Raw genomic sequence first — 12,175 nt, forward strand, 5'->3', positions numbered from 1 at the left:
GCGAAGTCTGCCTCGACACCACCAACAGCCGCGCCAACAACACCAACGTCCGCCTCTGGACCTGCCTCAACCACCCCAACCAGAAGTGGGTCGTCCAGAACGGCCACATCAAGGTCGAGGACACCATCGGCACCGGACGCGAAGTCTGCCTCGACACCACCAACAGCCGCGCCAACAACACCAACGTCCGCCTCTGGACCTGCCTCAACCACCCCAACCAGAAGTGGGTCGTCCAAGGCGGCCAGATCAAGGTCGAGGACACCCTGACCTGACCCTGCGCCCCCGCCGACGGCGGGCGGCACGGAGGAGCAGCCGACCGGGCCCCGGCGCGGGTCCGGCGGCAAGGCTCCGACCCGGGTGCTTCGCCATGACGACGACCTGCGGCGGGCGACCGGCTCACCGGTCCGGGGAGGACCCGGTCAGCCCGCCGCGGCGGCGCACGCGGGCGCCCCGCTCACCGGTCCGGGGAGGACCCGGTCAGCCCGTCGCGGAAGGCGATGGCCGCCGCCTCCGTGCGGGCGGTCGCGCCCAGTTTCGCCAGGATGTGGGAGACGTGCACACCCGCCGTACTCGGCGAAATGTGCAGGCGGGCGGCGATCTGCCGGTTGCTCAGCCCCTCGGCGATCAGGGTGAGCACGTCGCGTTCGCGCTCGGTGAGCCCGTCCGGGGCCGGCCTGGGCCGTCCGAGCAGGGCGATCTCGCGGGCGAGCGGCGCGGCCCCCAGGTCCTCGGCCAGCCGCCCGGCCTCCCTGAGAAGGGCCGTTCCGCCGGGCCGGTCGCCCGCCGCCAGCGCGGCCCGCGCGCCGTGGAACAGGCTCAGCGCCAGCTCGTACGGCTGCCGCAGTTCCTGCCAGGCGGCCGCCGCGCCGTCCCAGCCGTCGTCCTCGACCAGCGCGCGCAACATCACCTGCCAGCCTCGGTCGAGCGGCCCCTCCACGCCGAGCCGATCATCGACGGCGACGAGTTCGGCCTGCCGGGCCGCGACCGCGCCAGCAGGGCGGACGCCTCGTCCCACCGCCCGGCCAGGATCAGGCCGTGCACGGCGTGGCGGGCGAGTTCGGCGCCGCGGCTGCGGCCCAGCCCGTACCGGCGGGCGTGGCGGATGCCGTCGCCGGCCGCCTCGACGGCGCGGTGCTGGTCGCCGGCCTTGGTGTGCAGCGTGGCCTCGTACATGGGGACGGTCATGAGCAGGTCGGGGCTGTCCAGCCGCTCGGCCAGCGTACGGGCCTCGGCCAGCACCCCGAGCAGCCGCCCCCGCTGGACGCCACCGGGTGCGGCGGCCAGCAGGTCCAGGGCGCGTTCCCAGTCGGAGACGCCGGTCGCGTTCAGCCGGTGCGACAGCCTGCCCCGAAGCTCCAGGAGGTGGGCGGCCCGCTCGGGTTCGCGCCGTTCGTCCACGGCGGCCAGCCCCGCGGTGGCGTGGTCGATGCCGCGGGCGTACTCGCCGCTGAGCATGGCGGCCTCGGCCGCGTCGGTCAGGACGCCGACCCGGTCGACGCCCAGCCGGGCCCGCGGGTCCCACAGTTCGAGGACCTGGTCGAGCATGCGGAGCTGTTCCTGGTAGGCGTAGGACCTGCGCGCCTGCCCCGCGGCCAGGTAGGCGGCGGACAGCGCCAGCCCGCGGTCACCGGCGGCGTAGGCGTGCGCGGCCAGCTCGGCGTGGGCGTTGCCGTCGCGCAGGGCCTCGGCGTAACGCGCGTGCAGGCGTGCCCGCTCGCCGGGCAGCAGATCCTCGTAGACGGCGTGCCGGATCAGCGCATGGCGGAAGTCGTAGCCGTCCCCTGCCGTGACGATCAGGCTGCGGTCCACGAGCTCGCGCAGCAGGGCGTCCAGCTCGGTCCCGTCCTGCCCGGCGACCTCCGCCAGCAGGCGGCCCACGTCCTGCCGGTCCAGGCGGTCCAGCCGCAACGCGGTGGCGCGCGGGCGGCGGGCGAGCTCGGACAGCAACGGCCCGTCGGCGGTCTCGTGCGGCCGGTAGGTGATCAGCAGGAGCACGCCGGGCCGGGTCAGGTTCCTGGCCAGGAAGCCGAGCAGCTCGCGGGTGGCGGCGTCGGCCCAGTGCAGGTCCTCGACCGCGAGGACGACCGGTCGGGACGGAGCTGCGCTTCGCCGTCCACGCCGAGCCCGGCGGCGAGGTCACCGGCTACGTCCTCTACCGCTCCAGGCAGGCGCTGGTGCAGGTCATCGAGGTCGCGGCTGACGGCACGCCGCTACTCGACCCCGCTGGACCTCGTCCTGGAGGTCCAGGACCCGTTCTGCCCGTGGAACGCCGGACGCCACCACCTGCGGGCCGACGGCGACTCCGTCACCTGCGAACGCACCGAGGCCCGGCCCGACCTGCGGCTGACCTCCGCCGAACTGGGCGCGGCCTACCTGGGCGGCACCACCCTGTCGTCCCTGGCCGCCGCCGACCGGGTCGAGGAACTGCGCCCCGGCGCGGTCACCGCCGCCTCGCTCGCCTTCCGCGGCGAGCGCGCGCCCTTCCACCCCTCGGGCTGGGCCTTCCCCGCCTTCTGAAGGGGCCGCCAGGTGGGTGCGGCGGCTTCCGAGGCCGCGCGGCGGTGAGGGGGAGCGGCCAGAATCGAGGCATGCCCGATGCCACGCTTCTCCCGGCCGTCGTCTCCGCACTCGGTGGCGTGATCGGCGCCCTCAGCGCCCTGGGCGGCGTCACCCTGACCAACCGCGCCGCCGCCCGCAAGGAGGAGCGGGAGGCCCGCCGCCGCCGCGAGGAGCAGCGGGAACAGCAGCGCGACGAAGCCTGCGCCAACCTGCTGGGCGGCGCCCGGAAGCTCAGGCTGCAGATCGAGGTCGCCGCCCACCGCCCCTGGGAGGACATGAACCAGCGGCTGGCCGCCATCGAGACCCAGGCGGCCCTGCTCGGCGACCTCGCCGCCCGCGTCGCCGTGCTCTCCCCCGGCCCGGCCGCCACCGCCGCCCGCAGGCTCGCCGACGCCACCTACGAACAGGCCAGCCGCGCCGCCCAGGCGACGAAGCTGACCTACGACGTCGAGGGCCAGTTCCTGAAGGGGGAGATGGTCGGGCCGCTGGCCTTCGAGGAGCTGGACGCGAGCTGGGAGGCCTTCAACCGGGCGACGTCGGACCGGGAACCAGCGGATCAGAAGGCGCTGGACCCGCCGCCCAGGAGCTGAAGCGCCGCCTGGTGCTGGTGGGGCGCCAGCGCCGGCGCGGTGGCGGCCAGCGAGAGCCGGGCGAGGTCGGCGGCGCCGGTGCGGTTGCCGCCCAGCTCGCGGACCCGGGCGGCGTACAGGAGGGCGGGCCCGTTGCCCGAGCCGGCGGACAGCGCGGCCTGCACGTCCTCCTCGGCCTCGCCGGGCCGCCCCATGGTGCTGAGTGCGAGCGCGCGGGCGGCGCGGCCCTCCGGGCGCAGATGGCGCCCGACCTGGTTCAGGTCGCGCAGCGCCGCCTCGGGCTGGCCGAGGTCGGCGAGCATCTCCCCGCGCGTGCGCAGGGCCTCGGGGGCCCGGGAGTCGGCGTTGAGGACGTCCGTGAGCACCGTCACCCCGGCGCGTGCCTGGCCGACCAGCCACAGGACGCGGCCCAGCTCGGTCTGCAGGGTGGAGTCGGCCGGCGTGCGGTCGACGGCCGACCGCATGGTCTCCACGGCCTCGGCGTCCTTGCCCTTGGCCAGCAGCGAACGCCCGATGGCCGCCAGCAGCCGGGCCACGGCCGAGTTCTCCTGCACGGCCTCGAACAGCGCGGCCGCCGTGCGGTAGTGGTCGACGGCCTGGGCGGGATGGCGGCGCAGGTGCGCGACGTCGCCGAGCCGCGACTCGGCCACGGCCCGGATCGACAGGTCGTCCTCCTCGGCGGTGGCCAGGGCGGCGTTGGCCAGGCGTTCGGCGGCGGTGAGATCGAGCCTGGACAGCGCGGACTCGGCCGACTCCAGATATCGCTCTGGGGTGATCTCGCCGGTCTGGAGCTCGGGCACGTCCACCCGCATCAGGGGGGCGGCCAGCAGCTCGTGCCGCAGCCGGTACGCCGTGCCGCCTTTGAGCACGTGTTCGTCCTCCAGGGCCCGGAGCACCGCGGCGGAGAGCTCCTCGCGCGTGATCCCGCCGGTGCGCCCGGGTGCGAAGGCGCGCTGCAACGCCGAGGTCAGCCGCAGGGCCGACACGTTGTGGTCCCTGGCGACCTCCCTGATCGCCCGCCCGCACAACAGCGTGAGCGACCGCTCGACGCCCGGCCGGGTGCGCACGTCCTGGACGGTGATGCCCGGCGTGTCGGCGGGCAACGACGCCCACAGGTCCGAACACGCCGCCTGGAGCAGCACCGGATCGACCCCGCCCGGCCCTCCCGTGCGGGACACGATCTCCTCGGCCGCGCCTTCGGCGAACCACCGCCCGCTGCCCCGGATCGGGCCCTCCACGGCCTCCAGCGCCTGCCGCTCCGTCAGCGGCCCCAGCCGGTACGGCTCCAGAGGCCCCAGCGCGCTCTCCAGATCACCGAGACGCTCCTCGCGGATGGACACCAGCATCCGCAGATCCGGCATCTCCTCGATGACCTCGCGCATCTGGGCGAGGAAGTCGTCGCGGTGGGCGCTCAGCTGCGGCGGCCCCTCGAACACCTGCTCGACCCGGTCGACGACCACGGACCGCACGGCGTTCCCGCGCAGGAACTCGTAGATCGACAGGCCCACGAGCCGATGCGGCGGCACGGCCGGGGACCACGTGGACAGCAGCGCCAGCGCGTACGGGTTGTGCTCGGGTACGGCGCCGAGCGGGAGCGGAGGTGCGCTCAGCGGGCTCCCGACGGGCACGGCGGCGGACACGATCCTCGCGTTGATCAGCGAGGTCTTCCCCACCCCCGACGCCCCGGCGAGGACGGTGACGCGATGCCGCGCCCAATGCCGGGAGAGCTCGGCCGCCACCTCGTCCCGCCCGAAGAATTGACTGGCCTCATCCGTACGAAAGGGACGACCGCCAACATATGGATGCCTATCGACATCATGGGACATCATGCTGATGGTCATCCCGATGGCCTCATTCGAATCCGGCGGGCGGCGCCCGGTTCGGCGTACGAGGCGATTTTAGGGTGGCCGAGAGAGTGGAAATGGCGCGACCCACCGCGCGGGACGCGGACGGTGTCCTGCATGGCGGTCGCCTCCCAAACGCAGTCGGCGAACAAAACGGGTCATATGGATTGATTGAACCCAGGGAGGAATCCACTCTGGGCGATCGCCCTCTTGACCGCCTCCGCGAAGACGGACGGGTCGTCGTCCGAGAGGGCCGCGATGTCTCGTAGTGACGCCTCAGAGAGGTCGAACGAGCCCTCGCCGCCTTCCTCTGGACTCTTGTGCACACCTTCCTCCTGTGTCCCCGCCGGGCGGACGGCCGCAAAGCTCACCCGCTACAGCATCGCCCATTGGGCGATCCTTGCCTAGATAGACGTAACCTTCCGGGCGAAAGATAAATATATCAGAAGGTTATACCGAGATGTCCTTTTTGCCGACACTGGTGTGGCGGTGCGCTCCACAAGCGGGTTATTGCTACGATCGGAAGCGTGACGGGTTCGCGGGCTGCGGCCATGCCCAAAATTTGGGGCGACAAGATACCACCGCGCAATAAGAATTTCACGGGCCGAGAAGCCCTTCTTGAACAACTTCACGCTGGAATCGCCTCAGATGTCACAGCGGTCGTGCCGCACGCCCTGCACGGCATGGGCGGCGTCGGCAAGACCCAGGTGGCGGTGGAGTACGCCTGGCGCTACGCGGCCGACTACGACATCGTCTGGTGGATCGCCGCCGACCAGGCCCTTCTGGTGCCCGCCGCCCTGGCCGCCCTCGCCCCGCGGCTGGATCTCCCGCCGGTCAAGGCCGTCGGCATCGAGGACACCGCGGCCGCCGTTCTCGACGCGTTGCGCCGGGGCGAGCCCTCCGACCGCTGGCTGCTCATCTTCGACAACGCCGACCAGCCCGAAGACATCAACAGGCTGATCCCGCGCGGTCCGGGCCATGTGCTGATCACCTCGCGCAACCAGGAATGGCGCAGCGTCGTGGACACCGTCCCGGTCGACGTCTTCACCAAGGGCGAGAGCGTCCAGTTCCTCCACAAGCGGGTGTCGAACAAGTTGCAGGAGGCCGACGCCCGGCGCCTCGCCGAGGAGCTGGGGCACCTGCCGCTCGCCCTTGAGCAGGCCGGCGCGCTGCAGGCCGAGGCGGGAATGTCGGTGGAGGAGTACCTCCAGCAGCTCGCCCGGCACATGCCCGACACCCTCCAGGACCCCAAGCCGCTCGACTACCCGCGCTCGATGACGGCCGCCTGGAGACTGTCGGTCTCCCAGCTGGAGCAGCAGATGGCCGAGGCGGTCGACCTCCTGCGCTGCTGCGCCTTCTTCGGCCCCGACCCCATTCCGGTCGACGTCTTCCGCTGGGGCGCCGAAGGAGCCGGCCCGGGTCTGCAGGATCTCCTCGACAAGCCGCTGATGCGCAGCAAGGCGATCCGGGTCATCGGCCGCTACGCCCTCGCCGGGCTCGACCCGGAGAACCGCACGCTCCAGGTGCACCGGCTGATCCAGGCGCTGCTGCGCGCCGACCTGAACGACGAGGAGCAGGACCGCTTCAGGAAGGTGGTCCACCGGCTGCTGGCCAGCGCCCGGCCCGGAGACCCGGAGAACGAGGCCAACTGGCCGCGTTACAGCGAACTGGTGCGCCACATCGTGCCCTCGGAGGTGGCCTTCACCCGCGACCCCGAAGTGCGTGACTTCGCCCTGAACATGGTCCGCTACCTCTACCGGTCCGGGCAGCACCAGCTGGGCCTGTCCTTCGCCGGCGACTTCCTGCGGCAGTGGACCATCGACTCCGGCCCCGACGACCGCCATGTGATCGCCGCCCAGGCCCAGATGGGAAGCGTGCAGCGCGAGCTCGGCGACTACCCGGGGGCCTACGAGACCGACAGCGCGGCGTGGGAACGCGCGAAGCAGGTCCTCGGCGACGAGCACGAGATGTCGTTGTTCATCGCCCAGGGCCTCGGGGCCGACCTGCGCGCCCGGGGCGACTTCGCCGACGCGACCCGGCACGAGGAACAGGTCCTCCAGGCGCACGTCTCCGCCCTGGGCCGCACCCACCTCGAAGTGCTCAACGCCACCAACAACCTGGCGCTCGACTACGCCCTGATCAGCAACTACACCCGGGCCCGCTCGATGCACGAGGACGTCTACAACGCCTCCAGCAAGCGCACCGACGTGAGCAAGGTCTCGCACCTGATCTTCTGGGGCAACCTCGTCCGGGTGGTCCGGCTCTGCGGCGACTACGAGGAGGCCTGCGACCTCGCCGAGGAGGCGCACGCCTTCGGCGTCAAGGAGCTCGACGTCGAGCACTGGGTGACGCTGCGCACGGCCAAGGACTGGTCGATCGCGCTGCGGCGCTCAGGCCGCTACGACGAGGCCAGCGCCCTGGCTCAGGACGTGCTCGAACGCAGCACCCGGCTGTTCGGCCCGAGCCATCCCGACACCCTGGCCGCCGCCATGAACAACGCCAACGCCATGCGCACCACCGGCCGGATCAACGCGGCGTTCGACCTGGCCGCGCAGACCATGGAGCGCTACCCGGGGGCCTATCGTCCCGAGCACCCCTACAACCACGGCTGCGCCGGCAACCTCGCCCTCATGCACCGCGTGCGCGGCGACGCCGCCAGCGCCCGCAAGCTCAACGAGCAGTGCCTGGAGGCGCTCGACGCCAGGCTCACCCGCGACCACCACTACTCCCTCACCGTCGCCATCAACCTGGCCAGCGACCTGACCGCGCTCGGCGAGCTGACCCTCGCACAGCGACTCGGCGACGACACCCACAAACGAACCAGGCAACTCCTCGGGGAGAGCCACCCGCTGACCCTGGGCTGCGCCGCCAACCTCTCCGTGATCCTGCGGCGGACCGGGTCCGAGGAGGAGGCCGACGCCCTCCTGTCCAGCACGCTCGTCCACTACGACCGCGTGCTCGGCCCCAACCACCCCGACGCGGTGGTGGCCAGGGAACAACGGCAGCTCGACTTCGACTTCGACCCGCCGCCGATCTAGACCCGCGGCTCGCCGTTCGCCAGCCGCCACCGGGTGAGGTGCCGCTCGGCCTGGTGGCGGGCGTTGGCCATGGCGGGTGCGGGCACGGGCTCGCCGAGCCAGGAGAGCAGCACCCGGCCCATGCCGGTGACGAAGCGCCGGCCTGCCGGGGTGAGCAGGCCGCTGTCCATCAGCGTGTCCACCGCCTTGCTGGTGCCGTCGCGCCAGCGCGCGAACTCGGCGTCGGCGTACAGGGCTATCTGCTGGTGCCGGCGTTGCCGCCGCCAGAACCCGCTGACGCCCAGGAACGCGTACGCGCCCTGGAGCAGCGCGGCCACGGGCCGTGGATCGTCGCGCCAGGGGGCGTAGAAGCGGCTGCGGTCGTCCGGCTCGGTCAGGCGGACGACCTCCTGCAGCGCGCCGAGCTTGGCGTGCTGGACCTCGTGGGCGAGCGCGGCGGCGAGCGTCAGCCCGTCCGGTGGGGCCGACACGCCGACGGCGCCGAAGGTCTCCGACGCCGTCCCGCTCACCTGCCCTCCTCGTTCGGGTTCGCGCAGCGGAGTGACCACACGGTAGGCGAGCCGGATCTCGTCCGCCGTGGCGGGATGGTGGGCGGTGAGGATCTGCCACGCCTCGCGCAGCGCGGCCCGCCACCAGGGGAGCTCCTCGTCCGGCAACCGGCCCGCCACGTCGGCGGCCATCCGGTGCGGGTCGAGGTCGTCGACCATCAGTTCGAGCGTGTGGCCGTTCGCGGAAGCGGTCAGCCGGCGCAGCCCCCGCCAGCCCGGGGCGTCGCCGGAGGGCATGATCACGACATCTCCGACCCGCGCCCCCTCGGGCGTGGAACGCACCGTCACCCGGTCCTCCGCCACGGACGCCACGCCCAGCGACGGGAGCACCAGGGAACCGTCATGGGTGCTCACCTCGACGGACAGCGGGGCCCGCGCCCTGACCGCCGCGGCCGCCGCCAGCGCCGCCAGGCCGTCCGGACGGGCCCGCGCCGGGTCCCGTTCCAGCTCCATCACGGTCGTCCGCAACCAGGCTCCCACGGACGGATAGCACAACACCGCCTCGACGGCCGCGGGCGCCTTGTCCTGGACGGCGGCCAGCAGCTCGTAGGCGTCCGCGGCGTCGCGTGCGCCCGGATGGCCGGCGGTCCGGGCGCCGAGCACGACTCCGCGCAGCAGCAACAGGTGTTTACTGCGTTCGATGGCGGCCAATTGGCGCATGGCCTCGGCCCCGCCTCCGCCGGACGCCATCAACGTGAACAGCTCGTCGGATATGCGATGCCTCCTGAAGCTCATCTGAACCTTTCCAGATCGGCTGCCACGGCTTTCCTGACGTGCCCGATGAGTTTCAACAAGTCAGGGCAGTAGACGGACGGATTCGCAAAACCCCGGCCCCGGTCGTAACGATGCGCGTAATAACCGCCGCCGCAAACGCTGCGCACCCGGCAGGAACGGCATTCCGGCGCCAGCGCCCGCTCCCCGATCTGCCGGGCGGCGGCGTCGGGCAGGAGCAGCGCCTCGTCGAAGGTGTTCCTGGAGACGTGCAGCCCGGTCGGGGGCGAGTCCGGGCGCAGGGATTTGACGGTGTCGGACAGCTCGATCGCGCCGTCGGTGTCTATCACCACGACGGTCACCGGCATCAGCCCGATGGACTCGTTGACCGACCGCCCGCCGAGCAGGAGCTGGATGATCTCGCTGAACAGGCGGATCTCGGTGTCCTTCCGGGGGGCGGCGTACCAGCGGTCGAAGACGGCGACGAGCCAGTCGGCGTACGGCGTGCGCGCGGATCCGCGGACCCGCCCCGGCGGCGGGGACGACCAGTCGCCCAGGGGCAGCAGGAAATCCATCTTCGGCGGCTCATGGCCGAGCAGCGCCTCGTAGGTGGTGACCGGGTCGTTCGCGAGGTCGACGGTGCACAGCAGGCCGCTGAACAGGTGCGGGAACGAGCCGCGCAGCAGGGCCAGCGACCGGGCGACGGCGTCGTGGCTGCCCTTGCCGTTGGCGTACCGGCGGTGACGGTCGTGGGCGGCCCGGTCGCCGTCCAGGCTGACCGCCACCTTGATGTCCAGCTCGTCGAACGCGCGAAGGGATCGGGCGTCTAGCCGGACGCCGTTCGTCTGCACGCGGGCGTTCACCCGGGCCGTCCCGCCGACGGCCTCGCGCACGCCGGCGACGACGGCGCACAGGCGGTCGGGGCCGGCCAGGAGCGGTTCGCCTCCGTGCAGGATCAGCTCGACCGAGCGCAGCCCGTGGGTCTCGGCGTGCTCGGCGATCCGGTGGGCCGTCCAGGCCGCCGTCGAGGTGGACATGCGCATCGGCTGGTCACGCCAGCTCTGGTCGGCCATCTCGTACACGTAGCAGTAGTCGCACGCCAGGTCGCACCTGCTGTTGACCTTGACCACGAACTCGCCGAACGGGGTGGGCGTCCATCCGCCGGCGACGAGCGCGGGCACGTCCAGCGTCGCGGGCCACTCGGGTCGGCCGTCGCGCGGCATCGATCCGGAGTCCACTGCCACGCCTCGATCAACTCCCGAAGTGAGCATCCGGCCGCCGTCGCGCATTTGACCGACGTGCATAACCACTATGAGCGGGTAAAGCTGCGCAGTCAAACGATGTCACGGTCCATCCGGCACCCCGGAATACGGTGGCGAATTTGGAAAAGGAGGCGCGGGAGCGCGATTTGGCGCAGCGAAAGTCGCCGCGAAAGGCCCGGCCCGGCGGCGGGCCCAAGGCGGCGCTCGGCACAGGAATCGATCTCACCTCGCTAGGTGACTTCAGCACATACTGTACCGACTTACTTACCGTACGTGTGCATCTCTTGCTATACCGGACACCGTGGGCCCGGATGACACCTTCGACAGCGTCCGCGCGATCGCCGACGCGATCCTGTACGAGGGGTACCTGCTGTACCCCTACCGCCGCTCCTCCGGCAAGAACCGGGTCCGGTGGCAGTTCGGCGTGCTGCTGCCGCCCGCCTGGGCGCGGGCCCGGGGGCTCACCGGCGCGGGCGTGGCGGGCTCGGCCGAGTCGTGGTGCCAGCAGACGGAATGCCTGCTCGAAGCGGCCGGTGAGGCCGCGGTCGAGCTGCGCGTCCGGTTCCTGCACCAGCAGCGGCGGCAGGTGCAGCGCCGGGACGCCGACGGCGTCTGGCGGCCGGTCGACTCCCTGGGGGACGGCCCCGGGCTGGAGCTGAGCTTCGACGAGGCCGTGCCGCGCGAGTTCGAGCTGCGTACCGGCACGGCGGAGCTGCTCGCGGGCGAGAGGCGGATCACCGTCGGCGTGCCGGCGGGCGAGGAGATCCGGCCGCTGGACGGCGGCCGGGTCCACGTCAGCCGGTCGGCGATCCGGGCGACGGTCGTCGTCTCGCTCACGCCGTGCGCGACGGCGTCCCCGCTCCTGCGCCTGCGCTGCCGCGTCGAGAACGACGACCCGGCCACCCCGGCCGACGCCTCCCGCGAGGACGCGCTGCGCGCCTCGCTCCTGGGCTGCCACACCCTGCTCGCCACGCGCGGCGGCTCGTTCGTCTCGCTGCTCGACCCGCCGGAGTGGGCCGCGGCGGCGGCCCGCGGCTGCGTCAACGCGGGCACGTTCCCCGTGCTGGCCGGTGAGCCGGGCGGGCGGGACGTGGTGCTGTCCTCCCCGATCATCCTGTACGACCACCCGCGCGTGGCCCCCGAGAGCCCCGGCGACCTGCACGACGCCACGGAGATCGACGAGATCCTGTCACTGCGCACCCTCACGCTGACCGACGCCGAGAAGAGGGAGGCCCGAGCCACCGACGCGCGGGCCGCGGAGATCATCGACCGGGTCGACTCCATGCCGCCCGCCGCGCTGTCGCGGCTGCACGGCGCGGTCCGCTCCCGCCGTCCCGCGGCGAGCGCCCACGGCGTGACGGTCGCCGGGGTGGAGGTCTCGAAGGGCAGCCGGGTCAGGCTCCGGCCGCGACGGTCGGGCACCGACCCCCAGGACATGTTCCTCGACGGCAGGACCGGCCTGGTCGAGGACGTCCTGCAGGACGTGGACGACAGCTGGCACCTGGCCGTCACCGTCGAGGACGACCCGGGCGCCGACCTGAACCGCTGGTACGGGCGCTACCGCTACTTCACCCTCGACGAGGTCGAACCTCTGGAGACGACATGAGCTCGAGGCGACATGAG

11 protein-coding genes are annotated in these 12,175 nt (G+C 72.5%); 5 read left to right on the forward strand and 6 right to left on the reverse strand.

Going from position 1 to position 12,175, the window contains the following annotated elements; all coding sequences use genetic code 11:
• Positions 1 to 272, forward strand: a 272-nt coding sequence (locus AB0J97_RS45340; RefSeq protein ID WP_364101773.1) for a ricin-type beta-trefoil lectin domain protein, incomplete at its 5' end; no start/stop codon positions are given.
• A gap of 182 nt (positions 273 to 454) precedes the next feature.
• Here the strand turns inward: AB0J97_RS45340 and AB0J97_RS45345 are convergent.
• Positions 455 to 904, reverse strand: a complete 450-nt coding sequence (locus AB0J97_RS45345) for a response regulator transcription factor (protein WP_364101776.1) — start codon at positions 902 to 904, stop codon at positions 455 to 457.
• Positions 904 to 1,995, reverse strand: a complete 1,092-nt coding sequence (locus AB0J97_RS45350) for a hypothetical protein (protein WP_364101779.1) — start codon at positions 1,993 to 1,995, stop codon at positions 904 to 906. The genes AB0J97_RS45345 and AB0J97_RS45350 overlap by 1 nt, the downstream gene beginning before the upstream one ends.
• Before the next feature lie 63 nt (positions 1,996 to 2,058).
• On the opposite strand from AB0J97_RS45350, the gene AB0J97_RS45355 reads away from it, so the two are divergent.
• Both AB0J97_RS45355 and AB0J97_RS45360 read left to right on the forward strand, forming a co-directional pair.
• Positions 2,059 to 2,517: a sterol carrier protein domain-containing protein gene (locus AB0J97_RS45355; RefSeq protein WP_364101782.1), complete on the forward strand. Its 459-nt coding sequence runs from the start codon at positions 2,059 to 2,061 to the stop codon at positions 2,515 to 2,517.
• Between the two features lie 71 nt (positions 2,518 to 2,588).
• Positions 2,589 to 3,149, forward strand: a complete 561-nt coding sequence (locus tag AB0J97_RS45360; protein ID WP_364101785.1) for a hypothetical protein — start codon at positions 2,589 to 2,591, stop codon at positions 3,147 to 3,149.
• Here the strand turns inward: AB0J97_RS45360 and AB0J97_RS45365 are convergent.
• Positions 3,116 to 4,990: a hypothetical protein gene (locus AB0J97_RS45365; RefSeq protein WP_364101788.1), complete on the reverse strand. Its 1,875-nt coding sequence runs from the start codon at positions 4,988 to 4,990 to the stop codon at positions 3,116 to 3,118. The two genes, AB0J97_RS45360 and AB0J97_RS45365, sit on opposite strands and share 34 nt — an antisense overlap.
• 161 nt (positions 4,991 to 5,151) lie before the next feature.
• Positions 5,152 to 5,364 (reverse strand): hypothetical protein, encoded by a 213-nt coding sequence (locus AB0J97_RS45370; protein ID WP_357707661.1) that lies wholly within the window; start codon positions 5,362 to 5,364, stop codon positions 5,152 to 5,154.
• Between the two features lie 180 nt (positions 5,365 to 5,544).
• On the opposite strand from AB0J97_RS45370, the gene fxsT reads away from it, so the two are divergent.
• Positions 5,545 to 8,031 carry an FxSxx-COOH system tetratricopeptide repeat protein gene (fxsT, locus tag AB0J97_RS45375; RefSeq protein WP_364101841.1) on the forward strand — a complete coding sequence of 829 codons (2,487 nt, stop codon included), beginning with the start codon at positions 5,545 to 5,547 and terminating at the stop codon, positions 8,029 to 8,031.
• Here fxsT and AB0J97_RS45380 read toward each other — a convergent pair.
• Both AB0J97_RS45380 and AB0J97_RS45385 read right to left on the reverse strand, forming a co-directional pair.
• A complete protein-coding gene (locus AB0J97_RS45380) occupies positions 8,028 to 9,314 on the reverse strand; it encodes an HEXXH motif domain-containing protein (protein WP_364101791.1) in 1,287 nt (428 codons plus the stop codon). The two genes, fxsT and AB0J97_RS45380, sit on opposite strands and share 4 nt — an antisense overlap.
• Positions 9,311 to 10,528 carry an FxsB family cyclophane-forming radical SAM/SPASM peptide maturase gene (locus tag AB0J97_RS45385; protein WP_364101794.1) on the reverse strand — a complete coding sequence of 406 codons (1,218 nt, stop codon included), beginning with the start codon at positions 10,526 to 10,528 and terminating at the stop codon, positions 9,311 to 9,313. Before AB0J97_RS45385 ends, AB0J97_RS45380 begins: the two co-directional genes overlap by 4 nt.
• 325 nt (positions 10,529 to 10,853) lie before the next feature.
• Between AB0J97_RS45385 and AB0J97_RS45390 the strand changes: the two genes are divergently transcribed.
• Positions 10,854 to 12,158 carry a hypothetical protein gene (locus AB0J97_RS45390; protein ID WP_364101797.1) on the forward strand — a complete coding sequence of 435 codons (1,305 nt, stop codon included), beginning with the start codon at positions 10,854 to 10,856 and terminating at the stop codon, positions 12,156 to 12,158.
• Positions 12,159 to 12,175 lie beyond the last annotated feature (17 nt).

This window comes from Nonomuraea sp. NPDC049607, from assembly GCF_040675375.1.
GTDB lineage: Bacteria > Actinomycetota > Actinomycetes > Streptosporangiales > Streptosporangiaceae > Nonomuraea.